This is a genomic window from Stenotrophomonas nematodicola (assembly GCF_009467805.1).
Taxonomy (GTDB): Bacteria; Pseudomonadota; Gammaproteobacteria; order Xanthomonadales; family Xanthomonadaceae; genus Stenotrophomonas; species Stenotrophomonas nematodicola.
On sequence record NZ_WIAY01000001.1, the window covers coordinates 1,507,743 to 1,523,139 of the forward strand.

Annotated in this window: 14 protein-coding genes and 5 tRNA genes; 4 read left to right on the forward strand and 15 right to left on the reverse strand. The window is 66.4% G+C overall.

The window, feature by feature from the left end; all coding sequences use genetic code 11:
• Window position 1: 1 nt before the first annotated feature.
• Complete coding sequence (locus GDJ08_RS07125; protein WP_017355636.1) at window positions 2–766, reverse strand: MBL fold metallo-hydrolase; 765 nt, start codon at window positions 764–766, stop codon at window positions 2–4.
• The gene (locus tag GDJ08_RS07130; protein ID WP_017355635.1) at window positions 766–1,515 is read right to left on the reverse strand and encodes a 3-deoxy-D-manno-octulosonic acid kinase; all 750 of its coding nucleotides are present in this window, start codon (window positions 1,513–1,515) and stop codon (window positions 766–768) included. Before GDJ08_RS07130 ends, GDJ08_RS07125 begins: the two co-directional genes overlap by 1 nt.
• A 21-nt stretch (window positions 1,516–1,536) precedes the next feature.
• Here GDJ08_RS07130 and GDJ08_RS07135 point away from each other — a divergent pair, with 21 nt between their 5' ends.
• Complete coding sequence (locus GDJ08_RS07135) at window positions 1,537–2,577, forward strand: glycosyltransferase family 9 protein (RefSeq protein ID WP_017355634.1); 1,041 nt, start codon at window positions 1,537–1,539, stop codon at window positions 2,575–2,577.
• Between the two features lie 29 nt (window positions 2,578–2,606).
• On the opposite strand, the gene GDJ08_RS07140 is transcribed toward GDJ08_RS07135, so the two are convergent.
• Together GDJ08_RS07140 and GDJ08_RS07145 are read right to left on the reverse strand one after the other, a co-directional pair.
• Entirely contained in the window at window positions 2,607–3,011 is a 405-nt protein-coding gene (locus GDJ08_RS07140) for a DUF6165 family protein (protein ID WP_017355633.1), read from the reverse strand.
• Window positions 3,012–3,350: 339 nt separating this feature from the next.
• Window positions 3,351–3,441 (reverse strand) — tRNA-Ser (locus GDJ08_RS07145).
• 167 nt (window positions 3,442–3,608) lie between these two features.
• On the opposite strand from GDJ08_RS07145, the gene GDJ08_RS07150 reads away from it, so the two are divergent.
• Window positions 3,609–4,313: a PP2C family protein-serine/threonine phosphatase gene (locus GDJ08_RS07150; protein WP_026070711.1), complete on the forward strand. Its 705-nt coding sequence runs from the start codon at window positions 3,609–3,611 to the stop codon at window positions 4,311–4,313.
• Between the two features lie 78 nt (window positions 4,314–4,391).
• On the opposite strand, the gene dnaQ is transcribed toward GDJ08_RS07150, so the two are convergent.
• From dnaQ to GDJ08_RS07165, 3 genes are read right to left on the reverse strand one after another with little or no spacing between them, the layout of a single operon-like run.
• Window positions 4,392–5,123 carry a DNA polymerase III subunit epsilon gene (gene dnaQ, locus GDJ08_RS07155; protein WP_153164563.1) on the reverse strand — a complete coding sequence of 244 codons (732 nt, stop codon included), beginning with the start codon at window positions 5,121–5,123 and terminating at the stop codon, window positions 4,392–4,394.
• Between the two features lie 4 nt (window positions 5,124–5,127).
• Complete coding sequence (gene rnhA, locus GDJ08_RS07160) at window positions 5,128–5,580, reverse strand: ribonuclease HI (protein ID WP_017355630.1); 453 nt, start codon at window positions 5,578–5,580, stop codon at window positions 5,128–5,130.
• 11 nt (window positions 5,581–5,591) lie between these two features.
• Window positions 5,592–6,236 (reverse strand): class I SAM-dependent methyltransferase, encoded by a 645-nt coding sequence (locus tag GDJ08_RS07165; RefSeq protein ID WP_153164564.1) that lies wholly within the window; start codon window positions 6,234–6,236, stop codon window positions 5,592–5,594.
• An 11-nt stretch (window positions 6,237–6,247) separates the two neighbouring features.
• On the opposite strand from GDJ08_RS07165, the gene gloB reads away from it, so the two are divergent.
• Both gloB and GDJ08_RS07175 read left to right on the forward strand, forming a co-directional pair.
• The gene (gene gloB, locus GDJ08_RS07170) at window positions 6,248–7,015 is read left to right on the forward strand and encodes a hydroxyacylglutathione hydrolase (protein WP_153164565.1); all 768 of its coding nucleotides are present in this window, start codon (window positions 6,248–6,250) and stop codon (window positions 7,013–7,015) included.
• The gene (locus tag GDJ08_RS07175; RefSeq protein WP_153164566.1) at window positions 7,012–8,226 is read left to right on the forward strand and encodes a lytic transglycosylase domain-containing protein; all 1,215 of its coding nucleotides are present in this window, start codon (window positions 7,012–7,014) and stop codon (window positions 8,224–8,226) included. The genes gloB and GDJ08_RS07175 overlap by 4 nt, the downstream gene beginning before the upstream one ends.
• A gap of 121 nt (window positions 8,227–8,347) precedes the next feature.
• Here the strand turns inward: GDJ08_RS07175 and GDJ08_RS07180 are convergent, their stop codons facing one another.
• From GDJ08_RS07180 to clpX, 8 genes are all read right to left on the reverse strand, one after another.
• The gene (locus GDJ08_RS07180) at window positions 8,348–10,321 is read right to left on the reverse strand and encodes a peptidyl-prolyl cis-trans isomerase (RefSeq protein ID WP_153164567.1); all 1,974 of its coding nucleotides are present in this window, start codon (window positions 10,319–10,321) and stop codon (window positions 8,348–8,350) included.
• Between the two features lie 179 nt (window positions 10,322–10,500).
• A tRNA-Asp gene (locus tag GDJ08_RS07185) sits at window positions 10,501–10,577 on the reverse strand.
• Window positions 10,578–10,667: 90 nt separating this feature from the next.
• A tRNA-Asp gene (locus GDJ08_RS07190) sits at window positions 10,668–10,744 on the reverse strand.
• A gap of 82 nt (window positions 10,745–10,826) precedes the next feature.
• Window positions 10,827–10,903, reverse strand: a tRNA-Asp gene (locus tag GDJ08_RS07195).
• A 29-nt stretch (window positions 10,904–10,932) separates the two neighbouring features.
• A tRNA-Val gene (locus GDJ08_RS07200) sits at window positions 10,933–11,007 on the reverse strand.
• Window positions 11,008–11,018: 11 nt separating this feature from the next.
• Window positions 11,019–11,291: an HU family DNA-binding protein gene (locus tag GDJ08_RS07205; protein ID WP_017356992.1), complete on the reverse strand. Its 273-nt coding sequence runs from the start codon at window positions 11,289–11,291 to the stop codon at window positions 11,019–11,021.
• A gap of 205 nt (window positions 11,292–11,496) precedes the next feature.
• Window positions 11,497–13,962: an endopeptidase La gene (lon, locus tag GDJ08_RS07210; RefSeq protein ID WP_017356991.1), complete on the reverse strand. Its 2,466-nt coding sequence runs from the start codon at window positions 13,960–13,962 to the stop codon at window positions 11,497–11,499.
• A 143-nt stretch (window positions 13,963–14,105) separates the two neighbouring features.
• Entirely contained in the window at window positions 14,106–15,395 is a 1,290-nt protein-coding gene (gene clpX, locus GDJ08_RS07215) for an ATP-dependent Clp protease ATP-binding subunit ClpX (RefSeq protein WP_017356990.1), read from the reverse strand.
• Between the last annotated feature and the right edge of the window lie 2 nt (window positions 15,396–15,397).

Genomic DNA, 15,397 nt, shown 5'->3' on the forward strand with positions numbered 1-15,397 from the left:
CTCAGGGGTCCTGCGCGACCACGTTCGCGGCAGTCGGCGTGGCCAGCACCACGCACTCGCCGGGCAGCGCGACGCGATGGCCACGCTGGCGCAGGGCCTCGCCATCGGCGTGGCTGGCGTAGTGGTACAGCATCATCCGCGCCTGCAGCGCGCGGCTGTACTCGCGCTCCAGGTCATCCACACCGGTGTGCGACGGATTGCCGTGCAGGCCGCAGTCGTGGGCGATCAGTTCGTTGTCGTCGGCAAAGCGCGCGAGCATTTCCGGGATCGGCCGGGTATCTCCGCTCCAGGTCAGGGCACCCTTCAGGCGCAGGCCGTAGGCGGTTTCCGGCCAGTGGTGGCGCACCGGGAACACTTCCATGCGCACGCCGTCGTGCCAGAACGCGTCACCGACCACGATCAACTGGAACGCATCCCAGAAGTTGGCACCGCCCTCGGCCAGCACGTTGGGGTAGTCGGCGACCCGCCGATGCAACAGCGGCACTACCGGGGCCGGCACGTACAGGCGGATGCGCCCGCGGCGCTGCGGCGAGAAGAACGCATCCACGAACAGGCGCTCGAACCCGGCCACGTGGTCCAGATGCACATGGGTCACGAACAACGCCTGCGGCATGTGTCCGTAGTGGGCCTGGAAGGCGGTGAGCCCCTCGCCGCCGCAGTCGATGGTCAGCCACGGCCGTCCGGCGCGCTCGATCACCGCCATCGGCGACCCCAGTTCGACGGCCGACGCATTGCCGACCCCCATGAAACGCAGCGCCCAGTCCATCAGTAACCCCGGTTCCAGGCCAGGTCGTAGGCACGGCGCAGCCGTGCATAGTCTTTTTCCACGTCGTCGTGGCTGCGTTCGCCGCGCAGCTTGATCAGCGAGCGCAGCAGCCGCTTGAGATTGCGCTCGCGCCAGCGGGTGGCGGGAATGCGCTGCACGCCGCGGTCGAAATCGATCAGCCAGCCGTGGCCGTTGGCGTCGAACAGGATGTTGTGCGCGTTGAGGTCGGCATGGTCCAGACCGGCGCGGTGGAACCGGGCGATCAGCCGGCCGGTCTCCTCCCAGGGCGCGCCACGGCCCGCCACCAGGGCACGGTCGGCCAGCGAGCGCACGCCTTCCAGGCGTTCCATCAGGATGGCCGCGCGGTACCGCAGCCCCTCGCGCATGTAGAACGCGGCGATCGGACGCGGCACCGGCAGCTTCTGCGCGCGCAGCGCGCGCATCAGGCGGAATTCGGCGAAACTTCGGGTGTGGTTGGCGCCCCGCCAGAAATACTGGTCACGACTGAATCTGGCCGCCACGCCACCGCGCAGGTACTGGCGGAGCACGCTATGGCCGAACGGCGCATCGACGAACCAGGCGCCGCCGCGGCCCCCATCACCGACCGGGCGCGCACGCTCGCCCCAGTGCGCCGGCGAGAACAGGCTCATCTCGGCTTGCCGCAGCCGCTCGCGGTCGAACAGAATGGCACCCATCCCGCGTCCATCGCGGCAGGGCGTCAGCGCTTCAGTGGCGTCGAATGCGACCATTCCTTCGAGTCTAACAACACCATGCCATCAGCGTCCTCTTCCTTGTGCCTTTTGCGTTTGTCCGCACTCGGGGACGTGACCCATGTGGTCCCCCTCGTCCGCACCCTGCAGCGCGCCCGACCGGGCCAGACCCTGCACTGGATCATCGACAAGGCTGGCCACAAGCTGCTGGACGGATTGCCCGGCGTGGTGTTCCACCCCTACGACAAAAAGACCGGGCTGGCCGGGATGCGCGCGCTGCGCGCGAGCCTGCCGCCCGGCCGCTTCGAGGCGCTGCTGCAGATGCAGGTGGCGTTCCGCGCCAACGTGCTGTCGGCCTTTGTGCCGGCGCAGCGCCGGATCGGCTACGACCGCGCCCGCTCCAAGGATCTTCACGGGCTTTTCATCAATGAACGCATTCCCGACCGCCCCGGTATCCATGTACTGGACGCGATCGGCAGCTTCTGCGAGCCGCTGGGCCTGGTGCAGGACACGGTGAGCTGGGACCTGGCGGTACCGCCTGCGGCGTTCGAATGGGCGCAGGCGCAGTGGGAGGATGACGGCCGGCCGGTGCTGATCATCTCGCCCTGCTCCAGCCATGTGCGCCGCAACTGGTATGCCGATCGCTACGCGGCCGTGGCCAACCATGCCACTGCTCGCGGCTGGCGGGTGGTGCTGTGCGGTGGGCGCAGCACGCTGGAGCGGGACATGACCGATGCCATCCAGGCCCAGCTGCAGACCCCGGCACTCGACCTGGTCGGCAAGGACACGCTCAAGCAGCTCCCCGCGCTGCTTGCCCGCGCCAACCTGGTGATGACGCCCGACTCCGGGCCGATGCACATCGCCAACGCAATGGGCGCCAAGGTGCTGGGCCTGCATGCGGCCAGCAACCCCCATCGCAGCGGGCCCTACTCGGACCGCCGCTACTGTGTGGACCGCTACGACGATGCCGCGCGGAAGTTCCTCGGCAAGCCGGCCAGCGAACTGAAGTGGGGCGCCAAGGTGGAGTTCGACGACGTGATGCAGCTGATCACCGTCGAGGACGGCATTGCGGCATTCGAACGGTATGTTGCCGACCGGTAGGGCCGGGCGCTGCCCGGCACCGTCGCCGCTCATGCGCCCGCAGCGTAGTCCTTGTACGACTTCTCTTCGACGTAGGCCGAGCCCAGCGCGAGATTGATGTCTTTCTTGATCCGGGCGCGCGCGTCGTTCTGCAGGTAGACCGTGCGGGCCAGCTCGATGAAGCGCTCGTCGAAGGCCTGGGCCTTGTCCTGCAGGCGGATGTCGTCTTCGGTATCCCACAGGCGCTCGTTGACGGCCTTCAGCTCGGCGCGCAGGCGCGCGACATCCTTGACCGCAGCCGGATGCGCCATCCAGGTCTGTTCCAGCGCGCTCAACTCGGCGCGGATATTGGCCAGCTTGGCCGGATCGCTGATGCGCTCGGACTTGATCTGCAGGATGGAAATCTTGTCGAGCAGCTCGCCGAAGGACACGGGAACGAGGATTTCAGCGGTCATGGTGGGGCATCCGTTACGTGAGGCGGTCAGTTTAACGGACCGCGCCGCGCGGGGCGTCCGCCGCCGGAACGGAGCGCAGCCGACCAACGGTCGGCTCTACCGGATTGCCAATAAAAAAGCCGCCCAGTGGGCGGCTTCTTCATTGATCTGGCGGAGAGGGGGGGATTGCGGGGCGCATCCGTGCGCCCCGCCCTTCCGCGCCATGCGCTCCAGGGCCAGCCTTTCGGCTGGCCGGATTCGCTCCTGGCGAATCCGTCGAACCCCAGCGGGTGTGCGATCAACCCGGCTCCCCGTCAGACCAATAAAAAAGCCGCCCAGTGGGCGGCTTCTTCATTGATCTGGCGGAGAGGGGGGGATTCGAACCCCCGAGGCGCTATAAACGCCTGCCTGATTTCGAGTCAGGTACATTCAACCGCTCTGCCACCTCTCCAGATGGTCCCGGCGAACCGGGGAGCGAATGATACGGGCAGGACGCGCCGGCGACAAGTCATTGCGTGCAATGAAGTGAATTTCTTCTGTATGGATGCCTTGCCGGATGTCCGGCGGGCCGCGATCATGCCGTTCATCCCCGCAACAATCCCCGGCCTTCGCACCGCCATGATCGAATTCGGACACCTGACCCACCCCGGCCTGCGCCGTGACCTCAACGAGGACACCTACTACGGCGATGGAGAGCTGTCCCTGTGGCTGGTGGCTGACGGCATGGGCGGCCACGCCTGCGGCGAAGTCGCCAGCGCCCTCGCCCGAGAGACCATCGTGCGCGAGATACGCCGCGGCGCCACCCTCGCCCAGGCCATCCGCGTGGCCGATGAGGAGATCATCCGCACCTCGCGCCGCCGCAACGACAGCCTGCCGATGGGCACCACCGTGGTTGCCGCGCGCGTGCAGGGCAATCGCTATGAAGTGGCGTGGGTCGGCGACAGCCGCGCCTACCTGTGGCGCGATGGCACGCTGGCGCAGTTGAGCCAGGATCACAGCGTCGTCCAGGAAATGGTCAGCCAGGGCAATCTGACCGCCGAGCAGGCGCGCGCGCACCCGCACCGCAACGTGGTGACCCAGGCGCTCGGCGTGACCGACCCGGCGCACCTGAACGTGGCCACCACCACCGGCGAGCTGCGCCCGGGCATGCAGCTGCTGCTGTGCAGCGACGGCCTGACCGAGGAAGTGGAAGACCAGGGGATCGCCCGCACCCTCGCCTTCGACGACGCCAGCGCGCAGGAATGCGTGGATACCCTGGTGGCCGCTGCACTGGATGGCGGCGGCTCGGACAACATCACCGTCATCCTGGTGCGCTGCCACTGACGCCGCCCCGCCCCGGGCAGCGCCGACCGCGGGTCGGCCGCCCGGGGGCTGCAGACGCTCCCGCGCGCCCGGCGCGATTCAGGCGCTGGCGGCTTCCGCCATCTCCGGCTCGCCGTCCCAGATGGCACGACCGGCCTTCTTGCGCAGTTTGGCCAGACGCGCCTCATGGGCCTCCAGCTCCGAGGCGGTGACGACCACGCGCGGGCGCGGCAGCAGGCGCGAGGTGTCGAAGACCTGGGCGTGCGCCGTGCCCGGCCGGCCCTCATCGACCGACCCGAAGCCGATCTCCTCCTGGCCCGACGTCAGCGCGATATACACATCGCCCAGGATCTGGGCATCGAGCAGGCCGCCGTGCAGCTGGCGGTGCGCGTTGTCCACGCCCAGCCGCTTGCACAGCGCATCCAGCGAGTTGCGCTGGCCCGGGAATCGCTCGCGGGCCATTTTCAGCGTATCGATGACCGAACAGCGGTCGGTGATCCGACCGTACTGGTCACCCAGCAGCGACAGCTCGTTGTCCAGGAAGCCCAGATCGAACGCCGCGTTGTGGATGATCAGCTCGGCGCCGTCGATGAAGGCCAGGAATTCCTCGGCCACCTCGGCGAACGTGGGTTTGTCGGCGAGAAACTCCAGGGTCAGGCCGGTGACTTCCTGCGCGCCGGGTTCGAACTCGCAGTCGGGCTTGAGGTAACGGTGGAAGTGGTTGCCGCTGGGTCGGCGCTCGAGGTATTCCACGCAGCCGATTTCGACGACGCGGTTGCCCTTCTTCCACTCCAGGCCGGTGGTTTCGGTATCCAGGATGATCTGACGCATGGGCTCAGTGTACCGGTCCAGTGGCGCGGATCCGCATGGCCGCGTCGCGGGCGAGCTGGTCCACGCGCTCGTTGTCCGGGTCGCCGGAATGCCCCTTCACCCAGCGCCAGTCGATGGTGTGGCGCAGGGTGGCCGCGTGCAGGCGCTCCCACAGTTCGCGGTTCTTGACCGGATCACCACCGGCGGTCTTCCAGTTCTTGCGGATCCAGCCCGGCATCCACTGGGTCAGGCCCTGGCGCACGTACTGGGAGTCGGTAAACAGCACGATGTTGCAAGGCTCGGTCAGCGCCTCGAGTCCGGAAATGGCTGCCATCAGCTCCATCCGGTTGTTGGTGGTGTGCGCTTCACCGCCGCTCAGCTCGCGCTCGTGCGCGTTGTAGCGCAGCAGCGCCGCCCAGCCGCCGGGGCCGGGATTGCCAAGGCAGGAGCCGTCGGTGTGTATTTCAATTGTTTTCATTGCAGTCCAGATCAGGTCGCCACGGTGCCGTGCCAACGGCGTACCGGCAGTGGCGTTGGCCCCGGCAGGGCCAGGGTGCGTTTTTCAGCAGTGAACAGACAGGCCGCGCGCAGTGGCGCCAGGCTGCTGCGCTCGGGCGCGCGGTCGCGCCACATCGGGCCGAGGTAGCGCAGTTCCTCGCAGGTGAGCCCCGCCTGGGCCAGGGTATGGCGCAGGCGCTGCGGCGAGCGCACCACCAGGCCGTGCCGGCGCCATTGGCTGCCCCACGGGCTGAACGGATTGAGGGTGGACAGCCACAGGCGGCCGCCGGGCATCAGCACGCGCGCGCACTCGTCGATCAGGTGCTCGGCGTCGCGCGCGGTCACATGCTGCAGGACGATGGCGTTGACGCTTTCGCCGGGCAGCGGCAGCGGCAGGCCGCAGCGGGCGTCGCCGGCATAGCCCCCTGCGTCGCGGTACAGGCGCAGGCCGCGTCCAGGCAGTGTGGCCTGCTCCAGCCATGCAGGGGTCGGGGCGATCCACAGCCACGGGGTCACCGGGTGCACGGACAGCAGCGGATGCAGGCGCTCGAACTCGAGACGGCGCAACGCCTGCGCCGGTTCAGTATCAAACCAGGATGCGACTGTCGCTTGACGGGGGCGCGGCGCGGCGGGCATGGTCCAATTCTATGCGACTGACCGCCCTGCCCGCCTTCGCGGACAATTACATCTGGACGCTGGTCGCCGACGACGGCCGTGCGTTGATCATCGACCCCGGCCAGGCCGCGCCCGTGCTGGCCGCCGCAACGCAGCAGAACTGGCGTCCGGAGGCCATCCTGCTCACCCATCACCACGACGACCACATCGGCGGCGTGGCCGAACTGCAGGCCCGTTTCCCGGGGGTGGAGGTGTATGCGCCGGTGGAACCGCGCATCGACCTGCCTGCCCATCGGGTCGCCGAAGGTGAATGCATTCAGGCATTGGGGCTGGGCTTGCACGTAGTATCCGTGCCCGGGCACACCCGGAGCCACATCGCGTTTCACACCGCTGAACACCTTTTCAGTGGCGATGCGCTGTTCAGCCTGGGCTGTGGGCGCATGTTCGAAGGTACGCCGTCCCAGCTTCTGGCATCCCTGCACAAGCTGGCGTCCCTGCCGTCGCAACTGCTGGTCTGTTGCGCCCACGAGTACACCGTGTCAAATGCCGTCTTCGCGCGGCATGTCGACCCCACCAACGCTGCGTTGTCGCAGCGCCATGAGGAGGCTTTGGCCATGCGCCGCGATGACCGCCCCACGCTGCCGGTAACCCTGGCAAGCGAGCTCCAGTGCAATCCGTTCCTGCGTACCCATACTGCCGTGATCCAGCAGGCCGTCAGCGCCCATCTGGGTCGTCCCGTCACCGATGACGTCGACGTGGTCGCCGGTCTGCGGCGCTGGAAAGACGGATTCAGTACGTGAGTCGGCGATTGTTGCCGCTCGCGCTTGGCCTGGCGATCGCCGTGGCCGGCAGCGCGGGCGCCCAGTCGTTGACCGCCGGCATGTCGCAGAACGTCGCAGGGCTGTCCTCGCTGCCACTGGACCCGTCCGCCCTGCCGCCGCCGTCGGTGCGCAATGGCCAGGAGATCTTCGCCAGCTTCCGTGAGGGCCTGGCCGAGCCGACCTGCAATACCGAGGCCACCAGCCCGCGCTGGCAGAAGCAGTTCGCCCACGCCCCGTCCCGCCTGGCCAACCAGGATGATGACGCCCTGGTGCTGTTCGGCTATGTGGTCGAAGAGCTGCGCAAGGCCGACCTGCCGACCGAATTCGCGCTGATCCCGTTCGTGGAGAGTGGCTACCGCCCCAACGCCCGCAACGGCAGTGGGCCGACGGGCCTGTGGCAGTTCATCGCCACCACCGCCAGGAACCACCGCGTGCAGATGACGCCGGGCTACGACGGCCGCCTGTCGGCGGTGGACTCGACCCAGGCGGCGGTGCGGTACCTCAAGACGCTGCACGGCATGTTCGGCGGCGACTGGCGCCTGGCCACAATGGCCTACAACGCCGGCGAGTACCGGGTGCTGCAGTCGCTGCGCAAGGCCGGCATGAACGCGCAGAATGCGCGGCCGGCCGAGCTGCCGGGTCTGTCGCCGATCACCTATGCCTACGTCGAGAAGCTGCATGCCCTGGCCTGCGTGCTTGAAGACGCCGAGACCGAGCCGGCAGTGATGGCCTCGCTGGACCGGACCGTGCCGGTGCTCAAAGGTCACACCCTGCCCGCGGGTACCAGCGTGCAGCAGTGGGCCGCCCAGCGCTCGCTGGACCCGGCACGCATCGCACGCCTCAACCCGGCCCTGGCAAGCGGCAAGGGCCGCCCGTCCGGGCAGGTGACCGTGCTGGCCCCGACCACGCACGCGCCCGTGGACGCCAGTGCCAGTGTCGCCGCCGTGGCCAGTGCCCCGGCCTCCCCGGTAGAGGCGACCAGCCCCCGCAACGCACCCGCTCCGGCCACCAGCCGCACGGTGGCCAGCGCCGATCGCCCGCGCAGCCGCCGCCACACCGTGCGCGACGGCGAGTCGGCGTGGACCATCGCGCGCCGCTACGGCATGCCGCTCAAGGCGCTGCTGTCGCTCAACGGCTTGTCCGGCAGCAGCGTACTCAAACCTGGCGCGGTGCTTCGCGTCGAAGACTGAGCCACCCGCCCGGTCGATACCCTGTCAGAAGCCCGGCCATGCCGGGCTTTTTTTTGTCAGGCGCACAACGCAGAAAGCCCGGCGATGCCGGGCTTTCTGCTGTCCCTGGAACCGGGGTCGGTTACAGGTTCGCTTCTTCGGTCTGCACCTTGTAGTGCTTGCGCATGGCCTGGATGTAGGCCTTGGCCGCGGCCATGCCGTCGATCTGGCTCAGCTGCTGCTTGAGCTGCTGCTGCTGCTCCGGCGTGACCTCAGCCACGTTGCCCGGGGTGACCTTGTTCACCGCGAACACCAGGTAACGCCCCTGCACCTCGACCTTGCCGTAGGTCGGCTTGCCTTCCGCCGGCTGCGCCGCAGAGAACACCGCGCGGTTGATTTCCGGGGTCGGTACCGGCTGCGTGCGCGGCAGGCCCGGCAGCGGGCTGATCTGCAGCTGCTCGCTGGCCTGCAGCGCCTGCAGGGTCTGTCCGGCCTTGAGCTTGGCCAACAGAGCATCCACGGCCTTTTCCGACGCCTGGCGGGTACGGTCGGCATGGATCGCCGCGATCACCTGCTCACGCGCCTTGTCCAGCGGCAATGCCTGCTCGGGGGTGTGCTCGGTGACGCGGATCATCACGCTGTGGTTCGGTTCCAGCTCGATCGGGTCGCTGACCGTGCCGTCCTGCGTCAGCACGTCGGAGAATGCAGCGCGCAGCACGGCCGGGTTGGTGGCGATGCCGCTGGCGGTGGCGCGGTTGAACGGGCCCAGGGTCTGCACCGGCAGACCGATCTCCTTGGCCGCGCCTTCCAGCGAGGTCGGGTTCTTGTAGACCAGATCCACCAGGCGGCCGCTCAGCTCAGTGAACGCACGGTCGTTGTCGGCCTTGAGCTGTTCGGCGGCCAACTGGTCGCGCACCTCCTCAAATGCACGGCCCTCGCCGCCCTTGAGTTCGCGCAGCTTCAGCACGTGGTAACCGAAGTCGGTCTTGACCGGCCCGGTCACGTCACCGACCTTCATCGCGAACAGCGCGTCTTCGAACGGCTTGACCATCGCACCACGCTCGACCCAGCCCAGATCACCGCCGGTGCCCTTGGAGCCCGGATCTTCGGAGTTGGCATTGGCCAGCGCGGCGAAATCGGCACCCGGCGCCTTGGCCTCGGCGGCAATGCGCGTTGCCTTCTCTTCGGCGACCTTGAGCTTGGCCGGGTCGCTGCCGTCGGCGGCGATCAGGATGTGCGAGGCCAGACGCTGTTCGGGCGTGGCGAAACGCGCCTTTTCATCGTCATAGCGTTTGCGCAGCGTGGCCTCATCGGCGGGCGCCGCAGCCGGCAGGTTCGCGCCATTGATCTCCACATACTCCAGCGCCACCGTCTCCGGCTGGCGGAAGTCCTTCAGATGCGCGTCGTACCACTGCTTGATCTGCGCGTCGGTGACCTCGGCGGTATCGGCCGGCGTTTCCGGCAGCGCGGCGATCTCCACGTCACGCGTTTCGCCCAGCAGCTTCATCAGACGCTCGGCTTCGGCCTGGGTGGTGAAGCCGGACAGCTGCAGCGCCGAGGGCACCACGGACTGCTGGATGCTCTCGCGCACCAGCGCCTCGAACTGCGTCGGGGTGCGCGGCGGGTTGCTGCTGGCCAGTGCGATGCGGTACTGGTCGTTGTTGAACTTGCCGTCCGGTCCGATGAACCCGGGGATCGACACGATGTAGTCGCGCACGGCCTTGTCACCGATCACGATGCCGGACTGTTCGCCGGCCAGGCGCACGACCTGCTCGTCGATCATCTGGTCGAGCACGGCCAGCTTGTTCTCGGTGCTTTCGAACTCACGCGGGTCGAAATTCTCGCCCTGCTCCTGACGCGCCTGCTGGCGGGCCTGTTCAAAACGCACGCGGAAGTCCTGCGAGCTGATCTCGTGGTGCTGCCACAGGAACGACATCGGCCACCATGACGGTGCCGACTTCCACCAGGTTGGCGGCGCCGCCACCTTGGCCACGTTCTGCGCACCGACGCCACCGAGGTAGCTGTTGTCGATCACGAACAGGAACGGAATCATCAGCAGCCCCAGGATCACGGTGACGATCCAGCCTGAGGTCTTGTCGCGAAGTTTCTGCAGCATGGGAAGAATCAAGGCCTGATTGGCGAGCCCGGCAGTGTAACCCGCTTCGGGCGCGGCTCCAAAAGCGGCGCGGCGGCCTGCAGTCGCGGGCTTTCCATGCGCGGGCGGGAACGACACGTGCGGCGGCGGCGGACGCGCAAAAGAAAGGCCCCTGGTTTGCACCAGGGGCCCTCAAGAATTGGCGGAGCGGACGGGACTCGAACCCGCGACCTCCGGCGTGACAGGCCAGCATTCTAACCAGCTGAACTACCGCTCCGCGCTTGAAACTTTGCAGGCGCTCATTATATCCGAAGATATTCTGAAAAACCTACCCCGATTTACTGCTTTTCGAGGATTTATTTACAACTGGCGGAGCGGACGGGACTCGAACCCGCGACCTCCGGCGTGACAGGCCAGCATTCTAACCAGCTGAACTACCGCTCCGCGCTTTGACTCTTCTGTTTTCCGCAGCGACTCGCACCGTTGCAGAAAACAAGGCCCCCGATTGCTCAGGGGCCCGGTGTAGTGGCGGAGCGGACGGGACTCGAACCCGCGACCTCCGGCGTGACAGGCCAGCATTCTAACCAGCTGAACTACCGCTCCACTTTCAAACCAGTGTTACTGGCAGTGCTTGGTGGGTGCTGAGGGTTTCGAACCCCCGACCCTCTCCGTGTAAAGGAGACGCTCTACCGCTGAGCTAAGCACCCCAGCAAGCCGCTTAGTTTACGGCATCCTTCAGGGCTTTGCCAGCCTTGAACGACGGATTCTTCGAAGCAGCGATCTTGATGGTGTCGCCGGTCTTCGGGTTGCGGCCGGTACGGGCAGCGCGCGCACGGACCTGGAACGTGCCGAAGCCAACCAGCGTCACCGCTTCACCGCCCTTCAGGGCCTTGGTGACGGAAGCGATGACGGCATCGACGGCGCGGCTGGACTCGGCCTTGGTCAGGTCGGCGGCTTCAGCAACGGCGTCGATCAATTCGGTCTTGTTCATTCTCTACAGCTCCTTTGGCGGGGATTCCGCGTATTCGACAGTAAAGCATCCGACCGACAGTGCAGTCGGATACCGTGAAGTTCTCAGTTCGCCGAATTCAGTTTTTTGCTGACTCGCGAGTGGTGCTTTTATACCAGTCGCCCCCTACCCACGCAAGCTGAAAAGCCAATAACGACGCGGGTTTCGGCGATTTCCAGATGGCGCGTCAGTGCTTGACGCGCGTCGTGGAAGCTGTCTTGCTCTTGCCGCGCACTGTGACGCGCTGCCCATCTTTACCGGGCTTCTTCGGCGTCAGCGGTGTCTCCAGCGCCAGGTCGAGCACTTCTTCGATCCACTTCACCGGCACGATCTTCAGATCACGGGTGACGTTGGCCGGGATGTCCGCCAGATCCTTGCGGTTCTCCTCGGGAATGATCACCGTGGTGATGCCACCGCGCAGCGCCGCCAACAGCTTCTCCTTGAGGCCACCGATGGCGGTCACACGGCCGCGCAGGGTGATCTCACCGGTCATGGCGACTTCGGCGCGGATCGGCACCTTGGTCAGCATCGACACCAGCGAGGTCACCATCGCGATGCCGGCGCTGGGACCGTCCTTGGGCGTGGCACCGTCCGGCACGTGGACGTGCACGTCGTGCTTCTGCAGGAACTCGGCGTCGATGCCCAGGCGCTCGGCACGCGAACGCACCACCGACAGGGCGGCCGACGCCGATTCCTTCATCACGTTGCCGAGCTGGCCGGTCAGGATCAGCGCGCCCTTGCCCGGGACGAGGGTGGATTCGATCTGCAGCAGGTCGCCGCCCACCTCGGTCCAGGCCAGGCCGGTCACCAGGCCGATCTCGTTCTGTTCCTCGGCACGGCCGAAGTCGAAGCGGCGCACGCCCAGGTACTTGTCCAGGTTCTTGCCAGTGACCGACACCAGGGCCTTCTTCTTCGCCCCGGCCTTCTTGCCGGCCTTGGCCGGCTTGGCCGCCGCGACCGGACCGGCCAGTGCGATCTCCTTGACCACCTTGCGGCAGATCTTGGCGACTTCGCGCTCCAGGTTGCGCACGCCCGATTCGCGGGTGTAGTAACGCACCACGTCCTGGATGGCGTCGGCCCCGATGTCCAGTTCCTCCGGCTTCAGGCCGTTGGCCTTGAGCTGCTTGGGCACGAGGTAGCGCATGGCAATGTTGAGCTTCTCATCCTCGGTGTAGCCGGGGATGCGGATGACTTCCATGCGGTCCAGCAGCGGGCCGGGGATGTTGAGCGAATTGGAGGTCGCCACGAACATCACTTCGGACAGGTCCAGGTCCACTTCCAGGTAGTGGTCGTTGAACGCGTTGTTCTGCTCGGGATCGAGCACTTCCAGCAGCGCCGACGACGGATCGCCACGGAAGTCCATCGACATCTTGTCGATCTCGTCCAGCACGAACAGCGGGTTCTTGCTGCCGACCTTGTTGAGGTTCTGCACGATGCGGCCCGGCATCGAGCCGACATAGGTGCGACGGTGGCCGCGGATCTCGGCCTCGTCGCGCACGCCGCCCAGGCTCATGCGCACGAACTTGCGGTTGGTCGCCTTGGCGATGGACTGGCCCAGCGAGGTCTTGCCCACGCCCGGCGGCCCGACCAGGCACAGGATCGGCCCCTTCATCTGCTTCACCCGCGACTGCACGGCGAGGTACTCGAGGATGCGGTCCTTGACCTTGTCCAGGCCGAAGTGATCGGCATCGAGCGTGTCCTGCGCGGCCTTGAGGTCCTTGCGCACCTTGGTGCGCTTCTTCCACGGCACGCCCAGCAGCCAGTCCAGGTAGTTGCGCACGACCGCCGCTTCGGCCGACATCGGCGACATCTGCTTGAGCTTGTTGAGCTCGGCCTTGGCCTTGGTCTCCACCGGCTTGGGCATGCCCGCCTCGGCGATCTTGCGGGCCAGCTCTTCCAGTTCGCCCGGCGCGTCGTCCAGATCACCCAGTTCCTTCTGGATGGCCTTCATCTGTTCGTTGAGGTAGTACTCGCGCTGGCTCTTTTCCATCTGCGACTTCACGCGGCCGCGGATGCGTTTTTCCATCTGCTGCACGTCGATTTCGCCGTCGACCAGGCCGACCAGCATTTCCAGGCGGTCGCCAATCTGCAGGGTCTCCAGCAGGCGCTGCTTGTCGGCCAGGCGCACGCTGATGTGCGCGGCGATGGTATCGGCCAGACGCGCCGGTTCGTCGATGCCGGCCAGGGTCTGCAGCAATTCCGGCGGCAGCTTGCGGTTGGTCTTGACGTACTGCTCGAACAGCGACATCAGCGAACGGGCGATCGCTTCGATCTCACGCGGCTCGCGCGATTCGTCCGATTCGATTTCCACGCCCACGCCATGCAGCGAGCCGTCGCGCTCGGTGACCTGGGTGACGTTGACGCGCGACAGGCCTTCCACCAGCACCTTGATGGTGCCGTCGGGCAGTTTCAGCAGCTGCAGCACCTGGGCCAGCGTGCCGACCTGATAGAGGTCGGCCGCAGCCGGGTCGTCGGTCTCGGCCGACTTCTGCGCGAGCAGCAGGATGCGCTTGTCCGCCTCCATCGCCTGCTCCAGCGCATGCATGGACTTGTCGCGGCCGACGAACAGCGGAATGACCATGTGCGGGAACACCACCACGTCACGCAGCGGCAATACCGGCAGGTCGAGAGTCTCAGTAGGGGAACGGGCCATGTGGGCTCCAGTGGAACAGTGGGAATGGCCTCCGGGCGGCCTCGCCCGGATACAAAAAAAGCCGATGGCCTCGTTATGGGGCCATCGGCTTCTAGATGCAAGCTGTTCTGAAAAAATTCTTTCAATTCAATTACTTGAACTGATTATTCAGCACCAGCCGCCTTCTGTTCAGGCGCCGGCGGCGTCTGGTAGATCAGGTACGGTTCGGACTTGTGTTCGATCACCGATTCGTCCACCACCACCTTGCTGACGTTCTCTGCCGACGGCAGGTCGTACATGGTGTCCAGCAGAACCGATTCGACGATCGTCCGCAGGCCGCGGGCACCGGTCTTGCGCTTGAGCGCCTTGCGGGCAATGGCAGCCAGGGCGTCCGGACGGAACTCGAGCTCGACGTGTTCCATCTCGAACAGCTTCTTGAACTGCTTGGTGATGGCGTTCTTCGGCTCGGTCAGGATCCGCACCAGGGCCGCTTCGTCCAGCTCTTCCAGGGTGGCCACGACCGGCAGGCGGCCGACGAACTCGGGAATCAGGCCGAACTTGATCAGGTCCTCCGGCTCGACTTCGGCCAGCACCTTGCCCACTTCCTGCTTGCGCTCGGCGCTCTTGACCTTGGCCCCGAAGCCGATGCCGCCCGAATCGTTGGACCGCTGCTGGATCACCTTGTCCAGCCCGGCAAACGCGCCGCCGCAGATGAACAGGATGTTCTTGGTGTCCACCTGCAGGAATTCCTGCTGCGGGTGCTTGCGGCCGCCCTGCGGCGGAACGCTGGCCACGGTGCCTTCGATCAGCTTCAGCAGGGCCTGCTGGACGCCTTCGCCGGACACATCGCGGGTAATCGACGGGTTCTCGCTCTTGCGCGAGATCTTGTCGATTTCATCGATATAGACGATGCCCTGCTGTGCCTTCTCGACGTCGTAGTCGCACTTCTGCAGCAGCTTCTGGATGATGTTCTCCACGTCCTCGCCCACGTAACCGGCTTCGGTCAGCGTGGTGGCGTCGGCCATGGTGAACGGCACGTTGAGCAGGCGGGCCAGGGTTTCGGCCAGCAGCGTCTTACCCGAACCGGTCGGACCGACCAGCAGGATGTTCGACTTCGCCAGCTCGACGTCGTCGTTCTTCTGGCGGCTCTCGATGCGCTTGTAGTGGTTGTACACGGCCACGGCCAGCGTGCGCTTGGCGCGGTTCTGGCCGATCACGTACTGGTCCAGGACCTCGAGGATCTCGCGCGGCTTGGGCAGCGAACTGCGTGCCGACTGCGCCTTCTCCTCCAGCTCCTCACGGATGATGTCGTTGCACAGCTCCACGCATTCATCGCAGATGAATACGCTCGGACCCGCAATCAGCTTGCGCACCTCATGCTGGCTCTTACCGCAGAAGGAGCAGTAGAGGATCTTGCCGCTGTCCGTGGAACGACCTTGGCGGTCTTCGCTCATGC